The 26413-nt window shown below is 57.9% G+C and carries 38 protein-coding genes, 1 tRNA gene and 2 pseudogenes; 38 read left to right on the forward strand and 3 right to left on the reverse strand.

What is annotated here, in order from left to right:
* Positions 1-29: 29 nt before the first annotated feature.
* Positions 30-153, reverse strand: a tRNA-Ser gene (locus tag QQS53_RS10045).
* 68 nt (positions 154-221) lie between these two features.
* On the opposite strand from QQS53_RS10045, the gene QQS53_RS10050 reads away from it, so the two are divergent.
* Positions 222-1412 (forward strand): tyrosine-type recombinase/integrase, encoded by a 1191-nt coding sequence (locus QQS53_RS10050; protein WP_472775699.1) that lies wholly within the window; start codon positions 222-224, stop codon positions 1410-1412.
* Between the two features lie 212 nt (positions 1413-1624).
* Here the strand turns inward: QQS53_RS10050 and QQS53_RS10055 are convergent, their stop codons facing one another.
* Complete coding sequence (locus QQS53_RS10055) at positions 1625-1996, reverse strand: helix-turn-helix transcriptional regulator (protein WP_472775700.1); 372 nt, start codon at positions 1994-1996, stop codon at positions 1625-1627.
* Positions 1997-2186: 190 nt separating this feature from the next.
* On the opposite strand from QQS53_RS10055, the gene QQS53_RS10060 reads away from it, so the two are divergent.
* The 20 genes and pseudogenes from QQS53_RS10060 to QQS53_RS10155 all read left to right on the forward strand — a co-directional run bounded on the left by QQS53_RS10060 (position 2187) and on the right by QQS53_RS10155 (position 13063).
* Positions 2187-2378, forward strand: a complete 192-nt coding sequence (locus QQS53_RS10060; RefSeq protein WP_472775701.1) for a hypothetical protein — start codon at positions 2187-2189, stop codon at positions 2376-2378.
* Between the two features lie 108 nt (positions 2379-2486).
* Complete coding sequence (locus tag QQS53_RS10065; protein WP_472775702.1) at positions 2487-3485, forward strand: YqaJ viral recombinase family nuclease; 999 nt, start codon at positions 2487-2489, stop codon at positions 3483-3485.
* A 2-nt stretch (positions 3486-3487) separates the two neighbouring features.
* On the forward strand, positions 3488-3676 hold the full coding sequence (locus QQS53_RS10070) for a helix-turn-helix transcriptional regulator (RefSeq protein ID WP_472775703.1): 189 nt from the start codon (positions 3488-3490) through the stop codon (positions 3674-3676).
* A gap of 21 nt (positions 3677-3697) precedes the next feature.
* Positions 3698-4525, forward strand: a pseudogene (gene recT, locus QQS53_RS10075) (recombination protein RecT); the annotation flags it as partial.
* A 719-nt stretch (positions 4526-5244) separates the two neighbouring features.
* On the forward strand, positions 5245-5586 hold the full coding sequence (locus QQS53_RS10080) for a hypothetical protein (RefSeq protein ID WP_472775704.1): 342 nt from the start codon (positions 5245-5247) through the stop codon (positions 5584-5586).
* Between the two features lie 159 nt (positions 5587-5745).
* On the forward strand, positions 5746-6189 hold the full coding sequence (locus tag QQS53_RS10085) for an HNH endonuclease (protein ID WP_472775705.1): 444 nt from the start codon (positions 5746-5748) through the stop codon (positions 6187-6189).
* A gap of 518 nt (positions 6190-6707) precedes the next feature.
* The gene (locus QQS53_RS10090; protein WP_472775706.1) at positions 6708-7085 is read left to right on the forward strand and encodes a hypothetical protein; all 378 of its coding nucleotides are present in this window, start codon (positions 6708-6710) and stop codon (positions 7083-7085) included.
* The gene (locus QQS53_RS10095; protein ID WP_472775707.1) at positions 7079-7504 is read left to right on the forward strand and encodes a hypothetical protein; all 426 of its coding nucleotides are present in this window, start codon (positions 7079-7081) and stop codon (positions 7502-7504) included. Before QQS53_RS10090 ends, QQS53_RS10095 begins: the two co-directional genes overlap by 7 nt.
* Positions 7505-7870: 366 nt before the next feature.
* The gene (locus tag QQS53_RS10100) at positions 7871-8113 is read left to right on the forward strand and encodes a hypothetical protein (protein ID WP_472775708.1); all 243 of its coding nucleotides are present in this window, start codon (positions 7871-7873) and stop codon (positions 8111-8113) included.
* Positions 8113-8328, forward strand: coding sequence for a hypothetical protein (locus QQS53_RS10105; RefSeq protein WP_472775709.1), 216 nt, complete (start codon positions 8113-8115; stop codon positions 8326-8328). Before QQS53_RS10100 ends, QQS53_RS10105 begins: the two co-directional genes overlap by 1 nt.
* 2 nt (positions 8329-8330) lie before the next feature.
* Positions 8331-8795: a single-stranded DNA-binding protein gene (locus QQS53_RS10110; protein WP_472775710.1), complete on the forward strand. Its 465-nt coding sequence runs from the start codon at positions 8331-8333 to the stop codon at positions 8793-8795.
* A 13-nt stretch (positions 8796-8808) separates the two neighbouring features.
* Positions 8809-9063 carry a hypothetical protein gene (locus QQS53_RS10115; protein WP_472775711.1) on the forward strand — a complete coding sequence of 85 codons (255 nt, stop codon included), beginning with the start codon at positions 8809-8811 and terminating at the stop codon, positions 9061-9063.
* A gap of 3 nt (positions 9064-9066) precedes the next feature.
* The gene (locus QQS53_RS10120) at positions 9067-9351 is read left to right on the forward strand and encodes a hypothetical protein (protein ID WP_472775712.1); all 285 of its coding nucleotides are present in this window, start codon (positions 9067-9069) and stop codon (positions 9349-9351) included.
* Positions 9352-9907: 556 nt separating this feature from the next.
* Entirely contained in the window at positions 9908-10114 is a 207-nt protein-coding gene (locus tag QQS53_RS10125) for a hypothetical protein (RefSeq protein WP_472775713.1), read from the forward strand.
* Positions 10115-10234: 120 nt separating this feature from the next.
* Positions 10235-10495 (forward strand): hypothetical protein, encoded by a 261-nt coding sequence (locus QQS53_RS10130; protein WP_472775714.1) that lies wholly within the window; start codon positions 10235-10237, stop codon positions 10493-10495.
* A gap of 200 nt (positions 10496-10695) precedes the next feature.
* Positions 10696-11043: a hypothetical protein gene (locus tag QQS53_RS10135; protein ID WP_472775715.1), complete on the forward strand. Its 348-nt coding sequence runs from the start codon at positions 10696-10698 to the stop codon at positions 11041-11043.
* A 154-nt stretch (positions 11044-11197) separates the two neighbouring features.
* Positions 11198-11548 (forward strand): hypothetical protein, encoded by a 351-nt coding sequence (locus tag QQS53_RS10140; RefSeq protein ID WP_472775716.1) that lies wholly within the window; start codon positions 11198-11200, stop codon positions 11546-11548.
* Complete coding sequence (locus QQS53_RS10145) at positions 11541-11990, forward strand: hypothetical protein (RefSeq protein ID WP_472775717.1); 450 nt, start codon at positions 11541-11543, stop codon at positions 11988-11990. The genes QQS53_RS10140 and QQS53_RS10145 overlap by 8 nt, the downstream gene beginning before the upstream one ends.
* Positions 11983-12126, forward strand: coding sequence for a hypothetical protein (locus QQS53_RS10150; protein ID WP_472775718.1), 144 nt, complete (start codon positions 11983-11985; stop codon positions 12124-12126). The genes QQS53_RS10145 and QQS53_RS10150 overlap by 8 nt, the downstream gene beginning before the upstream one ends.
* Positions 12127-12139: 13 nt before the next feature.
* Positions 12140-13063 (forward strand): annotated as a pseudogene (locus QQS53_RS10155) (DNA cytosine methyltransferase).
* 3 nt (positions 13064-13066) lie between these two features.
* Here QQS53_RS10155 and QQS53_RS10160 read toward each other — a convergent pair.
* Positions 13067-13753, reverse strand: a complete 687-nt coding sequence (locus QQS53_RS10160; RefSeq protein WP_472775719.1) for a hypothetical protein — start codon at positions 13751-13753, stop codon at positions 13067-13069.
* A 158-nt stretch (positions 13754-13911) separates the two neighbouring features.
* Between QQS53_RS10160 and QQS53_RS10165 the strand changes: the two genes are divergently transcribed.
* The 17 genes from QQS53_RS10165 to QQS53_RS10245 all read left to right on the forward strand — a co-directional run bounded on the left by QQS53_RS10165 (position 13912) and on the right by QQS53_RS10245 (position 26384).
* Positions 13912-14181, forward strand: coding sequence for a hypothetical protein (locus tag QQS53_RS10165; RefSeq protein ID WP_472775720.1), 270 nt, complete (start codon positions 13912-13914; stop codon positions 14179-14181).
* Entirely contained in the window at positions 14181-14483 is a 303-nt protein-coding gene (locus tag QQS53_RS10170) for a WhiB family transcriptional regulator (RefSeq protein ID WP_472775721.1), read from the forward strand. Before QQS53_RS10165 ends, QQS53_RS10170 begins: the two co-directional genes overlap by 1 nt.
* Positions 14483-15100 (forward strand): NUMOD4 motif-containing HNH endonuclease, encoded by a 618-nt coding sequence (locus QQS53_RS10175; protein ID WP_472775722.1) that lies wholly within the window; start codon positions 14483-14485, stop codon positions 15098-15100. Before QQS53_RS10170 ends, QQS53_RS10175 begins: the two co-directional genes overlap by 1 nt.
* A gap of 1 nt (position 15101) precedes the next feature.
* The gene (locus QQS53_RS10180; protein WP_472775723.1) at positions 15102-15866 is read left to right on the forward strand and encodes a DNA-methyltransferase; all 765 of its coding nucleotides are present in this window, start codon (positions 15102-15104) and stop codon (positions 15864-15866) included.
* Positions 15867-16033: 167 nt separating this feature from the next.
* Positions 16034-16399, forward strand: a complete 366-nt coding sequence (locus tag QQS53_RS10185; RefSeq protein WP_472775724.1) for a RusA family crossover junction endodeoxyribonuclease — start codon at positions 16034-16036, stop codon at positions 16397-16399.
* Positions 16400-16938: 539 nt separating this feature from the next.
* Complete coding sequence (gene dut / locus QQS53_RS10190) at positions 16939-17481, forward strand: dUTP diphosphatase (RefSeq protein ID WP_472775725.1); 543 nt, start codon at positions 16939-16941, stop codon at positions 17479-17481.
* On the forward strand, positions 17481-17996 hold the full coding sequence (locus tag QQS53_RS10195) for a hypothetical protein (RefSeq protein ID WP_472775726.1): 516 nt from the start codon (positions 17481-17483) through the stop codon (positions 17994-17996). Before dut ends, QQS53_RS10195 begins: the two co-directional genes overlap by 1 nt.
* Positions 17997-18224, forward strand: coding sequence for a DUF3310 domain-containing protein (locus QQS53_RS10200; RefSeq protein WP_472775727.1), 228 nt, complete (start codon positions 17997-17999; stop codon positions 18222-18224).
* A gap of 604 nt (positions 18225-18828) precedes the next feature.
* Positions 18829-19701 (forward strand): hypothetical protein, encoded by an 873-nt coding sequence (locus tag QQS53_RS10205; RefSeq protein WP_472775728.1) that lies wholly within the window; start codon positions 18829-18831, stop codon positions 19699-19701.
* Positions 19701-20267: a transposase gene (locus QQS53_RS10210; protein WP_472775729.1), complete on the forward strand. Its 567-nt coding sequence runs from the start codon at positions 19701-19703 to the stop codon at positions 20265-20267. Before QQS53_RS10205 ends, QQS53_RS10210 begins: the two co-directional genes overlap by 1 nt.
* 212 nt (positions 20268-20479) lie before the next feature.
* Positions 20480-20671: a hypothetical protein gene (locus tag QQS53_RS10215; RefSeq protein WP_472775730.1), complete on the forward strand. Its 192-nt coding sequence runs from the start codon at positions 20480-20482 to the stop codon at positions 20669-20671.
* Between the two features lie 98 nt (positions 20672-20769).
* Complete coding sequence (locus tag QQS53_RS10220) at positions 20770-21411, forward strand: hypothetical protein (protein WP_472775731.1); 642 nt, start codon at positions 20770-20772, stop codon at positions 21409-21411.
* Between the two features lie 41 nt (positions 21412-21452).
* A complete protein-coding gene (locus QQS53_RS10225) occupies positions 21453-21965 on the forward strand; it encodes a ParB N-terminal domain-containing protein (RefSeq protein ID WP_472775732.1) in 513 nt (170 codons plus the stop codon).
* Positions 21966-22016: 51 nt separating this feature from the next.
* Complete coding sequence (locus tag QQS53_RS10230) at positions 22017-22481, forward strand: helix-turn-helix domain-containing protein (RefSeq protein WP_472775733.1); 465 nt, start codon at positions 22017-22019, stop codon at positions 22479-22481.
* Positions 22478-23743, forward strand: coding sequence for a PBSX family phage terminase large subunit (locus QQS53_RS10235; RefSeq protein ID WP_472775734.1), 1266 nt, complete (start codon positions 22478-22480; stop codon positions 23741-23743). The genes QQS53_RS10230 and QQS53_RS10235 overlap by 4 nt, the downstream gene beginning before the upstream one ends.
* Positions 23744-23745: 2 nt before the next feature.
* Positions 23746-25284: a phage portal protein gene (locus QQS53_RS10240; protein ID WP_472775735.1), complete on the forward strand. Its 1539-nt coding sequence runs from the start codon at positions 23746-23748 to the stop codon at positions 25282-25284.
* On the forward strand, positions 25284-26384 hold the full coding sequence (locus QQS53_RS10245) for a phage minor capsid protein (protein WP_472775736.1): 1101 nt from the start codon (positions 25284-25286) through the stop codon (positions 26382-26384). The genes QQS53_RS10240 and QQS53_RS10245 overlap by 1 nt, the downstream gene beginning before the upstream one ends.
* The last annotated feature ends 29 nt before the right edge of the window (positions 26385-26413 follow it).

The raw sequence follows: 26413 nt of genomic DNA on the forward strand, positions 1-26413 counted from the left end.
TGGGTTAGCGTGTAATTACTGGTTATGCGTGGAGCCGGCGACGAGAATCGAACTCGCGCTCTCAGCTTGGGAAGCTGGTTTAAATGTTGCATGATGCGACATTAAGGCGTATTGTTGCAGCATACCAGTTCACCCCCAATGTTGCACGCTGCCACATAGCAACACCGGGGCACATACAACTGGATCGACTTTGGATCGACCCCCAACCACAGGACACAACCATGCCCACAATCCGCAGTATCGGCGACGCAACCCGCACCAAAAACGGCACCTGGAGCCGAATCATCGACCTAGGCCACCGACCCAATGGCAAACGCTGGCGCGTGCGTGTTACCGCCAAAACGAAGAACCGACTAAACGATAAAGTCACCGCCAAAATCCAAGAACTGGAACACGGCGTCTACAGGCCGGGCACCACACCAACACTCGCCGCTTGGTGGACTTACTGGTGTGACAACATTGCCGCGCCCACCTTGCGGCCTAACGTTCTCGCAAACTACCGGTCATACGGGCGTAAGCACATTGCCCACATTGGGGACAACACCCTGGATAAAATCACCCCCGACCACGTGCGGTATCTACACCGCAAAATGCAAGACAACGGGCTCAGCGACAGCACTATCCGCGCCGTCCACAACACACTGGGGTCAGCCCTCCGCGCCGCCGTGTACGAGGGAATCATCACCACGAACCCAGTAGACCGTGTGCCGAAACCGAAAGTACATTCCAACCCCCGCGAAGCACTCAGCGAAGCAGAAGTCCGCGCCATCATCGCCACCTGCGCAGGCGACGGCCCGAGGTGGGAATCCCGCTGGCTTACCGCCCTACTACTAGGGGCGCGGCAAGCAGAATGCTTAGGTTTGGAATGGTCACGCGTAGACCTCGACCAAGGCCTGATTGACCTGTCATGGCAGATACAGCGCATCCCGTGGAGGCACGGCAAAGGATGCGAGTGCGGTTCTGGTGGCACGGCGGCGCGGTGTCCTCATCGTGAGCCTGACGCGCCCGCCGGGTATGAGATACGCCCCTGCTACCTGGGTAAGTGGTTTGTGAGGCCGAAGACGCAGGCCTCTATCCGCATGATGCCTATTCCCACCAGGTTGTGGGAGGCGCTTTCGGCTTGGCGTGAAGAATCCGGGGGAGTGGGCCTAGTGTGGCCTAACCATGCGGGCAACCCTCTGGATGCGCGGGAGGATGAAAAAGCGTGGTATGAGCTGTGCGAGCGGGCCGGGGCTAGACGTGTGGTGTTGCACGCGGCTAGGCACACGGCGGTGTCGATGATGCTAGACCGTGGCGTAAATCCTGAGGTCATCCGCCAGGTGGTGGGGCATAGTACGGTGCTATCTACACGTAATTATATGCATTTGTCGCAGGATGCTGCGCGGGCGGCGTTGGAGTGGTCGCCCCGCTAGCGGGGATGTCTGCTTCCCGTAGCGTGGTGGCGCCGTTGGTGTGGTGAATGATGGCGATATGCCACACGTGTTCGATTGTTGTGGTGTGCCCATCGTGGCCGAAGTGATGCCAATCGTGAGTTGCTTGGGCGGCCTGCTGTGGGGTGAGGTGGTCGCCGGGCATGATGGCGCCGGTTTGGGGGATGATGGTGAGGTCGTGTGGTTTGCGCTGGTTAGGGCCTGCTGTCATTCGTGTTGTTTCCTGCTTTCAGTTCGTCGACGAGCTGTCGGACGAGTGTAGCTTGTGTGCCGGACAGTTCGGAGAGGTCTACGACGTTTAGATTAGCACTGTTCGAACTCGTGTATGAATAGTTTGGCCATTCTTGTTGGGGGACATCCGCCGCCCGGAGTACGTCAATGGGGTCTAGCCCGAGTACGAGGGCGAGTTTTACAGCCATGTCGGGCGTGACCACCACTCGTTCGTCGCCACTTTCTAGGCGTATAACCCAGTGTCGGCTTTTGCCGACAGCTTGACCGAGGTCTTCTTGTCTCATGTTTTGGACGCGGCGTTGGGTGCGGATGAGGTGGGTGAAGTGCTCGTTCATGAATGTAACGGTACCGGTTTTTTGGGGGTTGCCATAATGACAATCATGTCATTTGTGATGTAACACCCCAGTACAACAACAGGTTGCATTGAAATACAACATCATGTAACATTACACATGTAGGCAACCAACATAGGTCACACGCAGAAAGGGATTACACATCGCAGAACAACCGCTGGAACGACGCTCCATGAAAATCAACACCATGGCCAAGGTCTACGACGTCAGCCAACAATTCATCCGTGAAGCAATCGCCGCCGCAGACCTCAAAGCGATCAACATCTCCAGCAACCCCGACAAGCCTCGATACCTCATCCGCGTCACAGACGCAGACGCATGGCTCGACTACCTCGAACAACGCGCAGAGCGAAACAACCAATAAAAAGACTGGCCACAGAGACAGCGGGAACTGCCATTCCCAAAAATGCTGCCAGGGCCAGCCACTCCCAACCACTAGGCGACAACCAATCACCTAAACACAGGAGCAATCATGAATTCTACCACATTTGACTACCTCCCGATCACCCACGGCAGGTACGACTGGCTGCAACAACGCCAAGAGGGCATCGGTTCATCCGACGCTAGCGCCATCGTCGGCCTATCATCTTTCGAATCCCCCTACAGTCTGTGGGAGATTAAGACAGGCCGGGCACCCCTCGACCCGCCGGTCAGTGAATCTACCCAGAAACTCCGCGATTGGGGCAACCGCCTAGAGCCCATCATCCTGGAGGCTACCGCCGAAGAGATCGGCATGGCCATCAGCAAGCCGGGCCGGGGCGTGTACAACATCGGTACACCGTGGCTGCACGCCAACCTAGACGGGTGGACAGAAGACGGTCGAATCTTCGAAGCCAAGACGGTGCATGGCGCGCAGCATAAGAAGTGGGATGGGCAAATCGCAGACCACGCCGAAATCCAAGTGCATCACACAGGGATGGTCACCGGGGTTAAGCAAGCGGTTGTTGCCGCGCTCATCGGTGGCAATGACCTCCGAGTCTACGAAATCGAACTGAACCCCCGCATCCAGGAAATGCTGTTCGAAGCCGAGGCCGCGTTCTGGAAGTGCGTACTCGCGGACACTCCGCCGGATGTGGACGGGCACACCCGCACCTTGGAGGCACTAACCGCAGAATGGGCGCATCGCTCTACGGCGCGGGAGGTAGACCCCGACGTAGTGCAGCCCGTGTGGGAAGCATGGCAGGAAGCCGAAGAGAAGAAGAAAGCCGCTGTCACTGCCGCGAACAAGGCCAAGGCCGAGCTAGCCCGCCTCATGGACGGCCACGACATTCTCGCCACCGGGGAGCATGTGTGGGCTAAGGCTCAGCGCGGCCGCCTGGACATGACACGACTGAAAGACCAGCGCCCGGACATCATCGACGCGTACACCCGCCCCACCGCTGCGTTCGACACCACCGCATTCAAGAACGACCACCCCGAGCTGTACACCGAATTCCAGCACACCACCATCCGGCCCACGAAGGAGAACTAACCATGACCGCCCTAGCCCCCATGTTCACCGCAAAAGAACTTGCGGGAGAGCTAAAGCTATCCACCAACACCCTGGCTCACTGGCGTTCAAGCGGCGCTGGCCCCCGCTACTTCCACATGCATGGCAGCGTCCGCTACCTCAAAACCGACGTGGAGCAGTGGATTAAACAACAACTCGCAGCAACCAACTAACCAAACACAACCAAAGGAGAAACCACAATGGGAACCAACCTCGAACAGCGCATGGCCGCCAACACCACCCCCGCCAAACAGCGCCCCTCAACCCTCGCAGACCAAATCAAAGCCATGGAATCCCAATTCCAAATGGCCGCCCCCAAGGGCATGGAAGCCCAACAACTCATCCGCGACGCACTCACCTGCCTGCGCCAGACCCCCGCACTGGCACAGTGCACCCCCCAGTCCGTTCTGGGTGGCCTGATGACGTGCTCCCAGCTGGGGTTGCGCCCCGGCGTGCTGGGACACGCGTACCTTATCCCGTTCCGTGACTACAAGTCCGGCCAGTACAACGCCCAGTTCATCGTCGGCTACCAGGGCCTAGTGGAGCTAGCACACCGGTCAGGCCAAATCCAGTCCCTGATTGCTCGTACCGTGTACGAAAACGACTACCTAGATATTGAGTACGGCCTGGACGAAAAGCTAGTGCACAAGCCCTACATGGATGGGGAAAAGGGAAACCCGGTTGCCTACTACGCCGTCGCCAAGTACACCACGGGCGGCTACAACTTCATCATCATGTCTCACCAAGAGATGCTGGCCTACCGTGACCAGCACGCGAAGTCCCCGAAGCGTGGCCCGTGGGCCGACAATTTCGAGGCCATGGCACATAAGACGTGTGTCCGCCAGTTGGCGAAGTGGATGCCGAAGGCCACAGAAAACGCCGAATTCGCTAAGGCCATCGCAGCAGACGAAACCGTCCGAGTTGACCTGGCAGAGTCTGCGATTGATTACCCGAACCATGACGCCGTGGATGGGGAAGTCGTAGACGAAGACCAGGAGCCGCAGGAAGGAGACGCGGCCTAGAACGCGGCCTTGCGGGGTGGGGCATCCGCACACCACACCCCACCGCACACTATTCACCTTCGCGCCTGCCAGCGCCCAACCCCCAACCACCACCATGACCAAACCAACCTGTAAACGCCCCAACTGCCACAACCTGGTTCAGCGCCGCGGCTACTGTGACAAACACGCCCGACTCAGCCCCACAAAATACTCCCCCGCCTGGCCCATAGTCCGTCGCCTTCGCGCCCTCATCGCCATCGGGGTAACGGTAGACGAAATATCCACCGCAACAGGGGTAAGCCAAGCCACTCTCACAGCCCTCAATCGAGGCGAACGCAAGAGAATGGTAGCGGACAAAGCACAAGCTATATGTGACTACTACGCGGTCGCTTCGAAACAACCGGCTAAAGAACCGTCAACGTTCTACAAAAGAAAGTGCTGGGCGCCACCCGCCGCATGGAACGACATCGACGACCCAGACGACCAGCCCGAAGGAATCCGGCCAAGCGCACCCGTCCCACGCGGGAAGCTCACACCCAAACTAATCGGCCAGCTAGAGGCAATCATCAACCATTACGGGAGCCTAGCAGCTGCTGCTCGCGCCCTCAGTGCTTCCACGGGACTCATTAGCAGTCTATCGACTGGAAGGGCCGAGACCATCGACGTTCATACCCGCGGTCGCATCTACACCAAGTACCGGGAAATCAACCAACCACACCACCACTAAGAAAGGCACTGCCATGCCACAGCAACAACCACTGTTCCCCACCATTGGGGACGCCTACTACGCAGAAATCGCCATCCACCACGGGTGGCACACCGCCGCCCACCGAGCACTAACCAAACTCGCCAAAACCGGCAAGCCATTCACCGCCGACCACCTACGCCGCCTCATCGGCGAAGACGTACAACCACACCACCCGAACGTAATCGGCGCGTTCTTCCGAGTCGCCCGAACCGAAGGCCTCATCCGCCCCACCGGTCGTTTCGTGGACGCGGAAACACCATCCCGCCGGGGCGGGGCAATCCGTGAATGGGTCGGAACCGACGCCATGCAGAACTCTGGCCTTGATGCTGCCTAAACGATCTTTTTTATGTCTCACATTTTTGTAATTACAACGCCCGGTTACGCAAGTGACGAACAACGCGCACCCGGGCGCACCATGACAAAAAGACCCGCACGGTGCCAACCACAACACCACACGGGCCAAACCACAGCACACAAACAGGGAGGATGTGCCATGGCTGAAACACAACATAACGCCAATACCAACGTTGTCGAATCGGAAGATGCAGATGCCCGGAATGCGCGGGAACTCCAACTCGAACAACAGCAGTCACGTCGATTCCGTGAACTGGCGAGACAAATGGCCCAAGAGTGTGGCCCCATGTGGAGATACGGGGATGGGAACGGGGGATTCATCCTCAAAATTCTGCGGGACGAATTTGAAGCCCAAGGCTACAGTTCATCTCCATCACCAGTATCAAAGCCACGGAGAAAAAGCATTGGAACCAAACTAGCTCTAAAAGTGTTCGCCAATGATGACTACACCTGCCAACACTGTGGCACCCGCGACAACCTAACCGTTGACCACATAATCCCGGTCATTCAAGGCGGAACAAACGAAATCTCCAACCTGCAAACACTCTGCCAATCCTGCAACAGCTCAAAAGGTGGCCGATAAACATGCCACGCATCCGCAGCATCAAACCCGAATTCTGGTCATCCCCACAAATCGGCCAACTTGACCCCTACTGGCGACTCCTATTTATCGCCATGTGGAACTGGGCCGATGACTACGGGAGAGGAACTTGCGAACCACGGGAGCTTATGGGATTTGCTTTCCCACACGACGATGAAATGACCGTCGAAGAATTCCGCCGAGGACTCGGAGGGATACATCGAGTATTCGGAGTGAAGTTCTACCGTGTCGCGGGACGTTCCTACTACCTCATACCAACGTGGGAGAAGCACCAAAAGATAGACAAGCGCGCCAAAGGGTCAAAGTACCCGTCACCCGAGGAAGGCGAACCGTTTGACCCCGTATCTTGGCAGGTCACAAGCAATTCGGAGAATCCCGCCGGATACTCGGAGGAATCCCCCGAACGCTCGGAGGGACACTCCGAACCCTCGACGTTGGAACAGGGGAACAGGGGAACAGGGGAACAGGGTAAAAACATATGCTCATCCAAAGATGAGCGTGTGAGTACCACCACCTACCCGGCCGCGTTCGAGGACTGGTGGGCCACCTACCCGCGCAAGGTCGGCAAGCGCAAAGCGCTAGCGGAGTGGCGCCGCGCCACTAAGCGCGTCACCCCGGACGAACTCAACGACCGCACACGCGAATTCGCCGCCTTCCACGCCACTCAAGGCACCGACAAGCAATACATCCCGCACCCGACCACCTGGCTGCGCCGCGACGGCTGGGAAGACGAACTAACCCCCACCGCCCAGAAACCGTCCAACGATGGCAACACCATCAACGCCTGGCTAGGTATCCCAGACACCCACGACCCCAACACCATTGACGGGGAGCTAGTCGAGCCGTCTTGGCAGTCGAAAGGAGAACTCCCATGGTGAACCAGGCCACCGCCGCCGCTATCCTCCAGCGCGGCAAACAACTCACACCAGACCGCTTCCCGAAGCCCGACGCAGCAACCGCCGCCGCCTGGGCCAAATCCCTGCGCGGCACCTACCCGTCAGCACTGTGGGAGGAAGCCGTACACCTCTGGGCCGAAGACCTCGTAGGCGACCGGATGGCCACCCCGAAAGAACTCAACCAGGCCGCACGAATCGTCCTGCGCCGCTGGGAGTCAGACCCGGTGCGCGGCCCACAGCTGGAAGCCCACCGGCAGAAGCTCACCGAGCAGCGCGACCAGGAACTGCGGGACGGAACCTTCGGAATAAACCGGGGATACCAGCCGCGTGCTGTGGAACCTCCGAAATCGGAAGTGCCTGATTTCATCCGACAGTGGGCCGAAAAACGCAAAAAACTCTAGTATGCGCGTCTCCGGTGCGCACCATCGCCCCGCAGGACGCTCAAATCAGGGCCCAGCGGCCCCGCAGACAGGCGAACAGGGCTTAGGTGACCAAACTGGTAGGGCAGGGGTATTGCAACGCCTTAAAACGACCCCTAGTGCAACACACAATACCAAGTTGCACCCATGTGTTACACCATGTAACATAAACACCACACCGCAACTGCCAACGCGGCCCCAACCACCAACCGAAAGACAACCCATGAAAACAATCACCCAAATAGCCCCAGGACTCATATTCGGCGGAGCCATCCTCATCGGGCTACTCATCATGCCCGACTACACCGACCAACCCACCACACCAACCACCACCGAAACCTCCCACCAATGACACTCGACGAATTCACCAACTACACCCACCACTGGGACACAAACGCCGACATCCACACCCACAACGGCCTCCACGGCACCACCATCCCCATCGGCTGCCACCAACTCACCATCATGAACCGAGGCAAACACATCCACTGGTCACTCAGCCCCAACCACGGCGGCATGAACCAAACCCCAGAACAAGCCTTCCACGCCATCAACGACGCACTCACAACCACCAGAAAAGGCCAACACTAATGACCAACGACAAATACCAACACCTCACCGCCGAAGCCTGGGGAGCCTGGCACCTCCTCCGCGACTACGAAACCACCAAAGGCGCACCCCTCACCCAAACCGAAGTCCTCACCCACTCCCGAATGACCAGCCAAGAAACCCTAACCATGCTCCAAGACGCCGACCTCATCCACCCCAACGAAGACGGCACCTACGAAACCAACCCCAAGGACTAACCATGATCGAAACCATCACCCTCACCGGCGGCCTACCCCGCGACGCAGAACACCGATACACCCCAAACGGCACCGAAGTCACAAACTTCACCCTCGCCCAAACCGACAACCGCAAAAACCAGCAAGGCGAATGGGAAACCAGCCGCGCCCTCTACCTCGACGTCACCGCCTGGAACGACAACCCCGAATACAAAAACAACCCCGTCCCCTGGGCAACCATCGCCGCCGGACTCCGAAAAGGCGACCAAGTCACCGTACGCGGCAAACTCATCACCCGTAGCTGGGAAAACAACGGCACCAAGCACACCAAAATTGAACTCCTAGCCAGCGCCGTCTACCCAACACCCACCGCCTCCCAACAGCCCAACAACAGCGGCCAGGACACCACCATGACCCAAGCCCAAACCAACGCCCAAAACCAACTAGGAGCCACCCCCCGGCCCAACACCAACGAACCCCCCTTCTAAAGGAGCCACCCCCATGCACCTACCAGACCCCAAACGCCGCAAATACCGAGTAGACCCCATCCTCCAAGACATCAAAAACTACGCCACCGGCAAACACCCCGACAACGCCTGGTACCAATGGCCAGACCACAACCTCACACCCCGCTCCCGCAACACCTACGCCAACAGAATTAGGCGCGGCCACTACGGCGAAGAATTCGAAGCCTGCGTGCGCAACACCCACCTCTACGCAAGATACGTACCACACAACAACACCAAGGAGGACTAACCCATGGCCGACGTCACCAAGGTAGACAGCACCGCCACCAGCATCGCCGGAATACTTAAGACCAACACCACCACCCGCTTCACCAACACCGGCGACGGATACGCATCCAGCAACGGCAGCCTCGAAACAGGCGAACGCTTCAACGTCATGGACGTCGACGAAACCAACCAGGTCGTCGCCCAACTCAGCAACGACAACTACATGTGCGAAATCACAGTCCCCCGCACCCTAGGCAACAGCACCATCGCCACCAAAATCGTCAACGCCTGGAACGCCACAAAGCCGTGAGCACTCGTGAAATCTGGTCAGTCGTGTGGTGCAGACTCAAACGGCGCATGAACTTCATGGCAGTGAACTGCATAACAGCCCCCTTCCTGGGTCTATACATCCCGGAAGACGAATTCAAATGCAGCTGTTCTGAAAACCGACCGCACGACGAAAGATGGGTATGACCAAAAAATAACCACCATAGTCACCCTAGCCCTGAGTTCAACCGCCCTCACAGGATGCGCCGGCACCATAAGTGAAGAAAGAAGCATCGGCCAAAGACTGCAAGAAAGACACGTCACACTAGAAAACGGGAGAGAGCTTACCTGCATGCGAAGTGAAGGCGGCGGACTTTCCTGCGACTGGGACGCCACACGAACCACGGAGAAAGACAACAATGAACAAAACTGACGCCCAAATCGCCCATGAATGGGCCCGCAACTACCTAGCAGACACCCCACCCGATAGCAATAGCGAGAGACTGCGGGAACTCATCGACCAGGCGAAAGCAGCTGCCCGGTACATCCTCAGCGAAAAACCCGGCACCCCTCGCAGATGAAGCAACACCAAAACTGCCATGACTAGCTCTAAAAACAGGGGAGAGAACCAAGAGCTAGTGGAGTTCCTGGACTCCGAAGGCGTGCCCACCTACGTACGCCGAGAAGACCTCAACGACGAACTCGTGGAATTGTACTCAAACCCGGAAGCCCTACGCGCCTTCAACCAGGGTGTTGAGGACTTCCGGGCGGGAAGATTCGTTGACATAGACGAACTGTGGGAATAAACCACCAAGACGGGGTAGCAACCACTACCCCCATAAAGTAGCACCATACAACAACATCATGTAACATAAACAGTGTCAAAACAACACGGCCTGCCAGCCACAACCACCAAAGGACACACCATGAACCACTGGGACGAACCCGTAGACCTCCCCAACATCAAAAGCCTAATCGAAATCACCCACTGGGACGACAACTTCACCAACGACCAACCCAACCTCATCGACACCATCACCGTCGAACACGAAACCAACAACCACCCAGACCACACAGACTTCTGGCTCATCGACGAAGCCATCCACAACGGCTGGTACACCCACGAAAACCCCAACTTCCGGGTCTGCGAAAACTACGAATTTGAAGTTATCGACAGCAACATTTAATCGAATGCCCACAACAAAAGTGGGCATAAACCCAACACCCCAAGAACGATCACAAACAACCACACCACACGTGTGACAACCCCAAGGAACCACTAATGCTCAACCTCAACCTGGCCTACACCCCCGACAGTGGCCTGGCTGACCCGAATCACCCCATCTACATGCTGCTGTGGGCACTGACCCAGCTGGAGGTGCTGTAAATGAGCGGACACACCCGCGACCAGATAATCGACGCGTGGGAAGCCCTCGACCGGATGGACGCCGGGCACCGCAGTCTAGAGGCCTACAACCGCGACCTGGAGGCGATTAAAGCCGTCCTGCCAGAACGTCCACGCCCCACCATGGCCGAGGTCGAATGGGACGACGACGAGCACTACCTCGCAGAAGCCGACAGCAGCCTTTGGGGAAAAGTAATCATGCTTTTCCAAAGCGTGGACACCCAAAACATCTTCGCCGAGTTCCGTGAAAACGGCGAAAGGCATCTCGTCTACTGCCCACCCGCCTCACTCACCCCGACTGGGCGGCGCTACACACTCACAGAGGTATAGCAGTGGCTAACCCAACCTCAAGTGAGTTAGTCATCATCAAAAAGGGCCCCCTAGAGGCGCATACATTTAGAGGCGTAGGGGGTGCTATAGCCACACACCATATCACATCAGGCCTGACCGCAGCACTACTTGGATACGAATGGGAGTAACACCAATGACTAACCTGAGCACCAATCACCTCCGGCTCCTACTCGACCAAGCCGTGTCCGGGCCGTGGGAATACGTTCCTGGAGAAGCCCCAGATGATCGGTGCATCATCGACCCGACTGCCTGGGGAATGTGTATCTCGATAGACGCAAACGGCGAAGGCTCCTCATGCTCGGACGATGACCTCACACTCGCAGCCGCTGCCCCGGAACTCGCGGAAGAAGTAATCCGCCTACGCGGCCACATCGAGGGCCTAATCACCGCGATGGAACTCAAAGCCGCCACCGGGGAATCCCAATCGCCCGCAGTCATCGCAGGCTACCTCAAAGAAAAAGTCCTAGGAGAAACCAATGAGTAACCAAGACCGGGCGCTTGCCTCCATGGTGACTCTCACGCCACCGGACGGGTGGGGTGAGACGTGCGTGGCGTGGGTGGAGTCCCGCGACGCGGAGTGTGGGAAAGACGTGAAGCACGGTTTTCTATGCGCCCGGCACTCCACAGTAGCGAAACGCCGCTGGGAGGAAAAGCAAGCGAAGCGCCACGCCCAGGAGCAGAAGCGCGCAGAGCACCGGGCGAAGCACCTTCCGGAGTGGCGCGCCGAACGTGACCGCATTGACGCAGAGCTCGCCAGGCGAACCCAGCCACTGACCACTGACCGTGCTTTCTCCGGGGGCGTCGGCACCAGGAAGCACAGGAAGCACCTGGGCCGCCAGTTCTCCGACGCAAACGTTCAGCGCGTCGGCACACTGCTACGCCGACGCCAAACACTCGAATCACTGATAGGAGACCAGGATGAGTGATTTTCACTTCGACCGGGCCGTCCGCATCATTAAAGCCTGCGCGGACCAGCCCCCGGAGGTCACAGCACGGGCCCTACAGCTCGCGGCGCTACTCCCGTTGAACCTTCTTGACCCGGATAACGACAACCACCCCTAGGAGGTGCTGTCCTATGTCCGAAAAGACTCTCAAGATCGGCAGTCTTTTCTCCGGCTATGGCGGCCTGGATTTAGGCGTCATGCAGGTGCTCGACGCCCAGCCCGCCTGGCACGTCGAAATCGACCCCGCCCCGGCCGCCATCCTCCACAGCCACTACCCGGACGTGCCCAACCTCGGGGACGTGACGCAGATTGATTGGGGAGGTGGTGCCGTAGCCCCGGTGGACATCATCACCGCAGGCTATCCGTAACCGTGCCAGCCGTTTTCTCAGGCAGGGCACCGGAAAGGAACCAATGACGAACGACACCTCTGGCCCCATGTCTACCGCGCCATTCGCGTACTACAACCCCGAATCGCATTCTTTGAGAACGTATCAAATCACGTTGCTATCGGACTTGACACCGTGCTCTGTGACCTTGCCGAAATCGGGTGGAATGCGCAGTGGGCATGTACGCGAGCATCCGACGTTGGCGCACCCCACCAGCGTGAACGCCTGTTTATCCTTGCTTCCCACGCCGACGGCCTCGGACTCGAAACGGGCGGACTCGCCCGCAGACCAGCGCCGGAAATCACCTGGGATAACGACATGCACCAGTTTCTGGCCGGGCTTAACGGCGCCGCCGACATCCAGTGGGAGCTAGAAAACCGCTGGGGTGAGCACGGCCCCGCCATCCTCCAATGGGCGCTCGTGACCGGGCGTGAACCCCCGCCCATCATCGCCGACCATATCGGCCCTAGTCTGCACCCACGCTTCCCGGAAATCCGTGCCGCCACCAGCGCAGAATTCATCGAATGGACCATGGGCCTCAAAGACGGCTGGGTCACCGGCGTGCCTAGCCTGACCCGCTCACAGAAAATCAAGGCACTAGGAAACGGCGTCGTCCCACAGCAAGCCGCCGCAGCACTCACAGAACTACTCGGAAGGGGCCACGCATAACGGTCATTCCGGGGACTCGCTTTTCCGGTCATTTGTCTTAGCCGCTGCAACCAAAACGATGACGGCTAGCAAGGCGACCGGGTATTGGGGAGTAAGACTCCACGCTATCCCCTTTACTAATTCGTAGCCTACCTCCCATATGACGGCCACTAATTGTTCGAAACTACGTCCAGTTACTTTCTGGCTTAGCTCTTCCACGTCCTCCGGCTCGTTCTCGATGAGTTCTGTGGCCCGGTCGCGTATTTCAGGGTTATGGGCGGCTACCTCGACAGCTTTTTCTGGTGGTAGGTATTCCCATTGGGTTAGTGACCGTTGGAGTGAATAGGCAAGATTATTCCACCGGTCGTTGAAGTTAGGCAGCCCAGCTAGGGCGATTTTTTCCATGTTGGGTAGGTTTTTTACCAGCATGGAGGCACGAAACGCGGGGGACAATGGGGACTCCACGTTAGGGAGGTTTGTTTTAAAAGTCTTCTCTAGATTGACCAGGTGGTCGGGCATCACGTGGGAAAAATCAATGCGTGCTGCGTCGTTTGCGGCCGCCACTGGGCGTGTGCGTTCGGCAACCAGCTTCTGCGCCCAGGAATACTGCTGCGCCATGCGCCATGACGCAGCCGAGATGTCTTTGTTTATTGCATCTACTACAGATAATACGCTTCGGGAGTATGCAGGCGGGGTGTTCTGGGCGTTCATGGTGATTATTTTACCTGGGTGGGAGGGCACTTTGATGCCCCTCCGTCACCTACCCCCGCACTACCCCCGCAATGTTGTGCATGAAACATCATGGTGTAACATTAGGTTGTACGCAAAACACGGCCGCTGCCACGGCCACCAACCACAAGGAGTACACCATGAGGCCAAACGCCGAAATTAACCAATTCATCCACCTACTCGGAATCACCCCCAACCCCGACGACTGCCAATACGACGAAATCGTCTACGAAACCGACACCTACGACATTCACGCCGAATACAGCCTAGTAGGAGGCGCAGGCATCCACCTCACCATCCGCGAGGGAGACCGCACCATCCTCACCGCCGTAGCTGAGACTGCGTTAGCCGCCGAAATTGCACGCAACACCCTAAGCTACTACGGCCTGGAACTGGAGGCCGCAGCCTAATGACAACGGCAACTATGGGCCATGCTCACATCATGGATGAACGATGGTGGGAACAGGCTAAATGCGCGGGCGACGACCCGAACAAGTACGAGTTGAAGGGCGAGCGAAATAAGCAGGCCCAGGCGCGGGAACTGTGCGCCGGGTGCCCCGTGGTGCAGGAATGCGCGCAGGATGCCATCAACACCGGCTCCTGGGGCCTGGTGCGCGCCGGGGTGTTCATTTCCAGCGAGTGGGATTATGACTTCCAGCGGCGTGACGCGATGCTTGACGTGCTTGAGCGTATCGCACTGGGGGTGGAGTAGTGGAACTGTTTCACGACCATTTTCAGAACGAAGTATGGCTTCCAGTACCTGGAACAAATGGCATATATGAAGCGTCAAGCCTAGGTCGAATCCGCAGCATTGACCGCGTGGAAACTCAACGTAACGGTAGGCAATACCACCGCCGAGGAAAAGTCTTGGCAATGCATGTAAACCGTAACGGATACTTGCAAACATCCACACGGGTGAACGGCAAATCATTCGAGAGAATGGTGCATCGCCTTGTCCTCGCTGCGTTCACTGGCGAGTTCCCCGAGGGAATGCAAGTGTGCCATAACGATGGAAACCCGCAGAATAATCGAATTGAGAATCTTAGGTGGGGTACCTACAGCGACAATGTGCATGACCGAATCAAACATGGCACGCACAATCAGCTTTCAAAGACGCATTGCCCCCAGGGGCATCCCCTCGAACTGCCAAACCTAACGCCCAGCGCTTTGAAACGCGGCGTGCGGCAATGCTTGGCATGTAGTCGCGCTAATTCTCAAATCCAAAAGGCGCGTCGAAAGGGTGTCGATTTATCGGCGAATTTCAAAGAATACGGGGACAAGCATCTCGAAAAAATTATGTCGGACTGCCTAATAGAACGAGGTGTTTAAGGTGGAGCTCATCAACGATCACTTCCAGAATTTCAAACGATACAACTTCCCTAAGGCCCAGTTGCTTATCGCCGATATACCGTATTCGCTAGGCGCTAACGCTTATGGCTCTAGCCCCGCCTGGTACATCGGTGGGGACAATAAGAACGGCGAATCCGAGCTGGCGGGGGAGCAATTCTTTGATACGGATAAGAATTTCAACGTGCCGGAGTTCATGCACTTCGCCAGCCGCATGCTGCGGCCTGAACCCAAATCCAAGGGTGAGGCACCATGCATGATTGTGTTCTGCTCATTCGAACAGCAGTGGCCACTGATTGAGGAAGCCCGCAAGGCGGGGTTTAAGCATTACACGAATTTCGTGTTCTATAAGCCATCCTCGCCCCAGGTGCTGAAGACCAATATGCGGGCCGTCGGCAACATGGAATACGCGTTGCTGTTCTACCGAGACAAGCTCCCCATGTTTAACAACCACGGGGCAATGGTGAAAACCTGCCAGCCGTGGCCACGCGACAGTACTACGCCGAAAGTGCATCCCACGCAGAAGCCCGTGCCGTTGTTGGAGCGGCTGATTGAGCTGTACACGAACCCAGGTGATGTGGTCATTGACCCGTGCGCGGGTAGCGGCTCGACCCTGGTGGCGGCCGAAAACCTAGGGCGAAAGGCCTACGGCTTCGAAATCAAAAAGGAATTTGTCGCCGCATTTGAATCACAAATGAAGCACGCCGTCACCGTCGGCCTACCGCTCTGGGGTGCCATCAATGCGTGACCCAGACGATGACCTGGCCCGTCTGCTCGACCAGTGGACATGGGTCACCTACGACGAAGAAGGAGAAACATAATGTTCGATGGGTTACCGCCTCAGTGGGACTTTTACGACTGGGAGGAAGCTTTCGACTATCAGGTCATGCTGGATGACATGCGGGATGAACTCGGATGACCACACACACGATGGAATTATCATTCCGCCGACCGCCCCTTAACGCCAACAAGCGGATGCATTGGGCACAGCGCGCCCGCATCGTGAAGGAGGTGCGGCATGAATCCTGTATACGGGCGAAAGCGGCACGCATCAAGCCCCAATCGCATATCACCGTGCGCCTGCATTACCAGCCCGACCGGGCGATTAAACGCCGTGACCCCGCCAATATTTGGCCCACGCAGAAGCCCTTGATTGATGGGCTAGTCGATGCGGGCATCGTGCCGGATGATAACCCGGAGTTTGTTACGGAGCAGGTGCCCATCATTCACGATAAGCGACCGGGTGTGGGGCCGCACTGTTGGCTGGAGATTACCTACTAAAGTTGCACGAAGGGTTGTGGATGTAACATCATGTAGTACTGTTGTATGTGTGACAGTCCCCGCAACACGACCCCCATGCGCTGGAAAAACAATCTTCACCAACCCCCAAATCATGTCCCCCGATACTGTGGACGCTCAACAAATGTGCGGGCATTGCCCCGTGCTTAAGCAGTGTGCGCTACAGGCACTCACCGCCGGGGACACACTCGACCACGCCCACCACGCACCAGCAACCGACGTTATCCAAGCCGGTATCTGGTGCACCGGTGACCAAAAAACCGCGAACCAGTTAGCCGCCATTGCCGGAGTTGAACCACCTCATGTAGGAGCCGACCAACGCTATAAACCACCAGCCAACTGCAAAGGCTGCGGCAAACCCATGGTCACACGAATTAAAACCCAACCCGTCACACCAGACGTGCTCACACACGCCGCGCACGGGTACTGCCGAATCTGTGACGCCAAACGCCGCCGCGCCAAGGACTGGCAATCCACCCAGCCGAAACACTCAACCGTATTCAAATGGAAAGCAAAGCGACATGGACATAACCACCGCGTGGGTCATCCTCCTCATCACGCTAATCATCCTCGCCGCGTGCCTAATCGCACTGACGAAGACCAGCAAGGCGCCCAGCAAACCCTATTCTGACCGGCCCCTGCTGGAAATCACCGGCGACAAGCGCTGCTACCCCACCAAAGCACACCAGCATGACGCGGGCCTCGACCTCCGGGCCGCTACTGGCGTCTATATTCGCCCCGAGCAGCGCTGTCTCGTGGACACGGGAATCCGCGTGAGCATCCCCGCCGGTTATGTTGGCCTGGTATGCCCGCGTAGTGGTTTGGCGCATAAGCAGGGCGTGACAGTACTGAACGCGCCGGGAATCATCGACGCAGGCTACACCGGCCCCTTGAAGGTGAACCTAGTCAACCTAGGGAGCCGAGGCGCCATAGTGCAGCGTCATGACCGCATCGCCCAGCTAGTGATCATGCCCGTCACCGAAGTACGCGTGAAATCAGTACAGGAGCTATCCGCGTGGTCTGGGCGTGGAGACCATGGCCACGGGTCGACAGGAGTGAAGTAGTGAAGCAACTTAAACACTGGTGGGAACTCTACCGGGCGACGGCAACGTTCAGTTGGGTGCGGGTGGCTACCGTCATTATATCCACTCTGCTGCTGGCCCTAGCGGCCATCCTCAACCCGACGCTAGCTCAGGTGCTCTTGCTTGGGTACCACGCCATCCTGATGCTGGTGCTGACGGGCTTGGATATTAGCCGCGAACGCCTCCGGAGCGCCTGGCTCCCCACTGCATTCGGGTACAAGGTAGCCACAGCCCTAGCTGAGCACAAAATGATTGATGTCGCCCTCACCAGTGATGACCGGACGGTTATCCAGCCGCATGAGAGTGTGCGTGACCCCGACGGCTTGGACACGTGTGTTACGGAGGATGAGATTATTTTGCGCCGTATTCTTGACCATGATGGGCAGGCGTGTACGACGTATCGTATTCCTGATGAGATGCCGTTGTGGGAAGTCCTGGGGCTGATTGAGGCGGCGAAGGTTCATATTTCTGAGGACTTGCTGCGGGAGGAATCCTAAATGGGTGATGCCGTTAATCCGCCTCATTATCGGGGGTTTAGTCACGGTGCTACCCCGATTGATATTGCGGAGAATTTGTCGTTCAACGCGGGTAATGCCGTGAAGTATCTTGCCCGTGCTGGCCGCATGGATGGCCAGGTTAAAGGCGATGTGCTGGGGGATTTACGTAAAGCGCAGTGGTATGTGCTGCGCGAGATTAGCAGATTGGAGAACCAAGATGATGAGTGATTATGAGAAGTGTCGACGTGAGCATCCGGCCCAGGTGGCGGCGGATAAGCGCACGTTGGAGGCGTTGGAGCGTGACTTACGGGGTGGGGGTTGGTGTCATCGTGTGCCGCGTGTGCGTCGTTTTCGGATGATGTGGCGTTTCTGATGGAGGAGTTGTTTGTTGTGCAGGTTGGTCGCCGGTGGGTGGTGACTGGGGATCGTTTTTCGGAGACTTCGCGGGGCTGTTTGGCTGATTTTGCTGATGAGGCGACGGCGGTGGCGTGGCGGGATAGGTTTGTTGCGTGGCGCGCCGGGCTTCGTGTTGCATGATGTTGTGTTGCTGTGCTACTTTGGGTTGTAGTCACCGGCCGCTTTTCCGTTCTGTGGTGTTTTGCATGACTGGCTGGTGATGAGGTTTCCCGTCGCCTTTGCTTGGCGGGGTTGTCCCTGGTCTGGGTTACTGTACCTACTACGCGAATTATGTGAGTGCTGCCCGGGCTGGGGATTTTTTATGTTTGGGGGCGGGGTTCTTTTTTTGTGACGGAAATCATAGTCTAGCAATTACACATGTCTAGCGGGTAGGCACTAGAATAAGGGTAGAACAACAAAGGGAAGGAACACCACAATGCGCCCCGCAACCCAGCCGCAAAAGAACTTCATCGCAAGCCTTCGCGAGCAGTGCCACTACAACCTGGACGCCATCAACGTGGACGACATCGCCCGCCAAATCGCCGCCTTCACTGAGACGCACGGCTTCACAACCCTGACCATCCGTGAGGCCCGCGCCTACGTCGCCCACGAGTACAGCATCCTCCAGCACGCCATGACCGCCGACCTGGACGAGGCCACCATCGCTGAAGCATCGGAGATTATCGACGCACTGCAAGCCAACTACATGGGTTTGGCTGGCAACATGATGGATTTCATCACCGAGATTCTGCGTGTGGCCATCCCGTGGATTGAGGAGCACGTTATCCCGGAAGAAGAGGATGAAGCCGTCGAGGTTGCCAAGGAAGCTTACGGCCTGCCGGACGCGCAGGTGCCGACCACGCACGAGGTAAGGGTTTTCCTCGACTGGCAGGGCGACCATGACCATGACGTGCGTGGCCTGGCGATACTTGCTACGGAGGGTATCGCGGGGAATTTGCTAGCTCCTTGGCCGGATGGCCTATTCCGGCCTCATCGGCGCGCCCTCCTCGCGCCCCCTACTGATGATGCGGGTATTCGCCACCTGGCGCGGCATCATATTCTGCGGGAATTGCATGAGGCCCTAGGTGGCCAGGCAGGTGTCTTGCCTGCCTATGATGTGGATGCCCTGGTCATGTCCAAGGACGCGCCGCGGGAGTGTCGGGCGTGGGATTTAGCCGACGATGCGTGGGCGATGCTGCGGTATGAGACCTACCCCAAGTGTGCGGATTTTGTGGAGGCTGTCGCCCAGGACGATGACCTGGATGCCCATATTGATGCCGCTATTGACCGCGCTTTCGAGGAGGAATAATGATTAATTTCGAGCACGGCACGATAAACGCGTGGAACGCGAAGAAGTGCGAGCAAGTGCTGACCAAGCATGGCGGCGGCCCGATGGGCGCACATAGGCAGCTGGCGCGGTGGGCGTCCGCCTGGACGGGAGGCAGCGGCGTGAAAGGCGTGCTGGTCTCCCAGGATGGGGAGGTAGTGGGTGAGACCGGGCAGGCCGGGGGCACGTGGGTAGTCACCGAGGAGACGAAGAAGAAATACGGACTGGGTGCGACGGCGCTGGATATGGTGCAGGGCGACCTGGTGCAGGCGCTTGGATTTGAGCCTATCCACATCAAGGCGTACGAAATTACTACGCCGTCTCAGGAGGAACCTCCGCTGGTGCGTGAGGTGCGCGAGGAGCGCGAGCGTCTAGTGGAGCGGCAGCAGCAGCTGGAGCTTGACCGGAGGATGCTGCATGAGCGGGTCGCCCGCCTAGCCCACTCCAAGCAGGTGCCGATCGCGCAGCTCGCCCGTGCGGCGGGGGTAACTAGGCAGACGGTGTATTCCTGGATGGATGAATTTCCACTGCTAGGAGAGTATGATTAGGGCTAGACATCCAGTCCTCCCTGCTGCGGCGGGGTGAGCCTTTATTGTGTTACACGGATGTCTCTTCCCCGCTCCGGCGGGGATTTTTCTTTGTGATGAACACCACATAAATAACGGTGTCTACCAACTAGACAACTGACGGGCTATCGACTAACATAGGTATCACAGGCAAGGGAAAGAGGTGCCCGGCCACAACAAGGGAGATTGATTCCATGTTTTACGAAACCCGCAACGAGGCCATCCACCGCGAAATCATCGAGGTTCTGGGCGAATACGCCGACCAGCACGACATCGACGCCATCGCCGACCAGGTTATCACCACCGACGGGGAAGGCATCGCCAAGCAATTCATCATCCGCGACGATGTTGACTTCTGGGAGATTGCCGCAGCTCACGCACTGTAGCCCCGCTGCCCCGCCTAGCCTCCCCACAGCGGAGGGCTAGACGGGAAGGCGCATAAACCACACAACATACACAGCCATACATAAGACTGGAGACCACAATGACCATCATCATTTCCGCAGAAAAGGCCGGTTTCACTCACGAGGCCACGGGCGAGTCGCTGGAGGACCTGCGCAAGCAGCTCATCGACGAGGCCCTAGACAGCGGCAAAATCATGGACGATTGGCAAGACCAGGTTCAGGCGGTGTACCCGCTGGACGAGTCCGGACTGGACGAGGACGAGCAGCCCTCCACCCCGCGCCCCTTGGACGACGACCTGCTGGACGCCCTAGCCTGCAAAGTCTGGGACGTGTCGGCCGTGGCCTGGCACACCACCCACGACGAGGAAGAGTCCACGCCCATCACCCGTGGCGACCTGCAAGCCACCCAGCACCTCCTGGGGCTGGACACCAATGCTATGGCCCGCATGCTAGGGGTAGCCCGGCGCACCTACGCACGGTGGGTGGCAGGCACCGCCCCTATTCCCCTGGCTATCAGCGGCGGCGTGCAGGATATGCTAGACGGCCTACTCGATGATGTGGACACCCTAGCCGACATGGAGGAGCGCGGCGTCATCCTGCTCTACCCCTCCACCATGGAGGAGCAGCAGCTGGAAGGCCGGTCATTGGAGTGGGAGCAGGCGGCCTGCCGACTCGCCATGGCCATGCACGGGGTCACACTCCACCTAGGGGATGAGGACTAGCCCGAACAACCGTCTGGCGGGTCTACGCTACCCCCATGACAATGACACCCATCAACGCGTTAACGTTCTACCCCGGCAATGCCCGCCGGGGTGACATCGATATTATTGCCGAATCCCTTGACCGGCTAGGCCAATACAAACCCATCGTGGTAAACAAGGATGGAACTATCCTTGCTGGTAATCACACGGTTATGGCGGCGCAGCGACTGGGGTGGACTGAGATTGATGTGCACCGCGTGGACGTGGATGATGATACTGCGCGGCGAATCGTCATCGTGGACAATAAGGCCAATGATGAAGCCGAATATGACGTGGAGTCTCTGGTTAACCTGCTGACAGAACTGCCGGACTTGTCCGGCACGGGCTTCAGTCGCGACGAAGTAGACGAACTCCTCGAAGCCTTGGATACGGTAGAGGATGAAACCGCCGCCGCCCAGGAACCGGAGAACATGCCCACCGGCTACAACCTCCTGGTAGAGCTCAAGGACGCGGCGGAAATGAACCGCCTGCGTGCCAAACTCACAGCCGAGGGCCTCACAGTCACGATGGTGTAAGCGGGGACAACGGCCACGGGTTTTTACAGTAAGCGGAGACGTCGAAGAACGATGTCGAAGAACCCGGGAGGTTTTATCATGGCCCGTTTACATCACGACAAGGCCGCTGCCCGCATGGTGGAGCGTCGGGCGGAAGTCTACAAGCTCCGCACCGCCGGTATGTCGTATCCTGCTATCGCTAAGAAGATGGGCGTAAGCCCGGCCACTATCCGTAATGACGTTCGTCGATACCTGGAGTACATCCCCCGCGAATCCGCTGTGGAATTGCGCGACATGGAGCTAGACAAGCTCAACCGCATGGAGCTGGGATTGCAAGACAAAGCCCTGCGCGGTCACACCCAATCGATTAACGCAATGGTGCGCATCATGCAGCACCGGGCAGAGCTGATGGGCCTGTACAAGATTGAAAACAATGATGGTCTGGAGTCTGCGCAGGAAGCGATGAAGCAGATTATCACCGCCTTGACTGGGCAGGATGACACCAATGGGGCGGATGGTGAGGACAAGAAGGAGTGATTGACACTTCGGAGATCATGGGCCTGTCGGCGCGGCAGAAAGCAGCGTTTATAGGCTCCACGGGGCGCGTCAACATTTGGGACGGCTCCGTGCGTTCGGGTAAAACCTATGCGTGGACGGTGCTCATGTTGGGGCTTATCGCCGCCTACGGTGGAAGTGCCGCGATTGTGATTACGGGTAAGAATCGTGACAGCATTTACCGTAACGTTTTCGAACCCATCGAAACCCTAGCCTTGTTCACCCCCGTCCGCCAGTATGTTACCTACACCCAAGGCGCTGCCAAGGCCAGCGTGTTCGGACGCCACGTCCACATTATTGGTGCGAACGATGCGGGCGCAGAATCAAAGATTCGCGGTATGACCATCGGCCTAGCATTCGCTGACGAAATCACTCTCCTGCATGTCACTTTCGTCAAGCAGTTACTATCCCGCCTGTCGAAAGACTATTCCAAGCTTTTCGCCACGACCAACCCTGACTCCCAAAACCACTGGCTCCGGCAAGACTACCTATCCCGAATCCCCAACACCCCACACTGGGACGACCACACTCAACCGGGTGATGAACTCAACAGCTGGACTTATTGGCATTTCACCATGGCGGATAACCCGTCACTGACCCAGCAGTACAAAACAGACCTCGCTAAAGAGTACACCGGTGTATGGTACCGACGGTTCATTCTTGGCGAGTGGGTCGCCGCCCAGGGCGCTATCTACGACATGTGGGACGAGGATAAACACGTGATTCATCCTGATGACATGCCCACGATGCGGGGGCATGTGGCGATGGGGATTGACTACGGTACGACTCACCCGACGGTTGGTATCCTGCTGGGGGTTGGTGACGATGGGCGCCTGTACGCGGTGGATGAATGGCTGCCGGGGCGGCTTACTGATAAAGCCCTGTCGGACTCGCTAGCCGAGTTTCGGGAAGCCCACCCGGAACCGGAATGGGTGTTCGTTGACCCGGCCGCCGCCTCATTTAGCCTCCAGCTGCATGAGGACGGGCACCGACGTGTCACCAAAGCAGACAATGACGTGTTGGATGGTATCCGCACCGTGGCATCCCTGCTGGACAATGGCCAGCTGCTCATATCCTCCACGTGTACAAAACTCATTGAGGAATTCCCCGGCTACCGGTGGGACGATAAAGCCAGCGATAAAGGCATCGACAAACCCGTGAAAGAAAAGGACGATGCGATCGATGGCCTCCGGTACTCCGTCTATTCGTCTCGCTACCTGTGGTCACGCCTGATAGGAGAATAACAGTGACTCTTCCCGCACCTGGCACGCCTTGGCCCCCGAAGAAGTGGGAGCCGGTCAATACGATGGTTTCCCACGCCTCCGTGTGGTGGGAGGGGGACTCTAAGCAGTTGGATGCCCATTATGCGGGGTCGCCAACGTATCGTGACTCCCAGTTCCAGGGCGGGGTGGTAGGCGCGGTGTCTCGTTTCTTTTGGGGTGCCCCGGCTCCGAAGGGGCAGGCTACGCGGAAGCTGCATTTGCCGTTGGCGGCGGATATTGCCGCCACGTCGGCCACCCTGTTGTTTGATACACCACCGATGTTCAAGGTGGATGGGGATGGGCAAGACCGCCTCGACCACATGCTGAATGATGATCTTTTCCCGGCGAAACTGTTGGTCATGGGGGAGTCTGCCGCCGCACTTGGTGGAGTGTACGGCCGTATCATGTGGGACACGGATATTAAAGACCATCCGTGGATTGATTTCGTGGATGCGGATGCCGCCTACCCAGAGTTCTCCTATGGTGAGTTGACGGCTGTCACTTTTGTGGAAGAACTGGCACCTACGGATGAAAAGCACACGTGGCGCTTGCTGTCTCGCTATGTGCCGGGCCGAATCCAATACGGGCTGTACATGGGTAATGCGGACAACCTAGGCCATGCTATGGGCTTGTCTGACCATGATGCTACCCGTGGACTAGCCCAATTGGTGGATGCTGATTCCAGTATTGAATCCCACACTACGGGGATTGCCGCAACCTACATCCCGAACGCCCTGCCGGTGGTTGGTTTCCGCCGTGACGGCCAGCTCAAGCACATTGGCCGCCCGGATTTATCCCCCGACCTGTACGGCCTGTTTGACCTGCTAGATGAAACGTGGACTGATATTAAGCGTGAGATGCGCCTCGGTCGGCAGCGCGCCACGGTGCCGGAACACTGGCTTGACCGTGGCAAGTTCGGCGGCGGCATGGCCTTTGATGAAGATCGTGAGTTTTTCACCACGATGAATGCCCGCCCGGATGAAAACGCGGGAATCAATTTCTACCAGCCATCCCTGCGGTTCGAGTCGTATTTGCGGCTTGCTGAACAGACGGTTCTGGAAGTCCTACGGCGGGCGAACTACAGCCCCGCCACGTTTGGTATTGCGGGTAGTAACGCCGCGCAGAAGACCGCACGTGAAATTGAATCCGAATACCAATCGAGCGTCCAAACATGGAAGGCTAAATCCCGGTATGTGCGCGCCGGGCTATCCCACCTGGCTAATGGCCTGCTGGAGGTGGATGCGTGGCTGAACAACCGCACAACCCCGACTGAGAAGGTGACTGTGCAGATGGTGCCACCGGTGCAGGAAACCATGCTGGACAAGGCCTCCACTATTCAGGCGTTGGATGCGGCGCGGGCTATCTCCACCGAAGAAAAGGTCGGGATGCTGCGCACTGACTGGAGTCAGGCCCAGATCGATACGGAGGTGGAACGCATCCGCGCCGAAAACACGGGCGCCTCCCCTGTTGACTACATGGGTATTCTAGGTGCAGATGAACCCCTCGACCCGAAGGATGAATAGTGCTCGACCCAGCACGTATCGATGGCACCTACGATGATGTGGTTGCCACGTATGAGCGGGCCGAACTGTATCTGATTCGGCTGATTGCTGATGCCATCCGACGGGCGGGGGAGTCACCCACATGGGCGGAGGCACAGTTGTTGGCTATCCGTCAGGCACGCGGCCATGTGGAGGGCATGGCCCAAGCATTGCAGGACCGCCTGCCCACACTATGGAGAGAGTCCATCGACCGCGCCTACATGCGGGGCCGGGCAGATGCAGAGGCAGAACTTGCAGACATCCCAACCGAGTACCTAACCCCAACTAGAACGGCAGTAAACGATGCGGCAGTCACCGCCCTGGTACTAGAAACCTATGACGTGATGACACCGGTGCATCAAAACATCCTCCGCCGCGTGGATGACATTTGGCGAGACATCACCCGCGAAGCAACCGGATACAGCATCACAGGGGCGATGACCAGCAGGGAGGCAGCATCACGGGCGTTTACCCGCATGGCCCGCGACGGCCTAGGATTCTTCACGGATAAAGCAGGCCGCAAATGGGGATTGGACACCTACGCGGAAATGGCTGTACGTACCGCGACTAACCGGGCTTTGCGCGCCGGGCATACGGAGACCATGATTGCGAATGGTATTGACCTTGTTGTGGTGTCTTCCCATAAGAACCCGGCGCCGCAGTGTGCGCCTTTTGAGCGGAAGGTGTTGTCGTTGACGGGCCAGTTTTCGGCGGGCACGCACCGCGTCAACGGTGGCATTGTCAGTGTGAAGGCTACGTTGCGGGACGCGGAAGCAAGCGGTCTGCATCATCCGAATTGCCGTCACACCACGTCGGCGTATGTGCCTGGGTTCACCCGCCTAGGCGCGCCTGTCCACTTGGACGATAACCACGCTGGCTATAAGGCGACGCAGAAGCAGCGTTATTTTGAGCGGCAGATTCGTGCGTCGAAGCGGATGGAGGCCGCCGCCGTCGAAGAAGCGGATGTTCGTGCCGCATTGGAGCGTAAGCGCGCATATCAGAAGAAGCTGCGTGACCATGTGGCTGAGTGGGATTTGCCGCGTCGGAGTCATCGTGAGCAGGTGCGTGTCCCGAAGGGTTAAATCGTCACAGTGACGTTAAAGGGGAGGGG

The organism is Corynebacterium sp. 2571A (assembly GCF_055700935.1).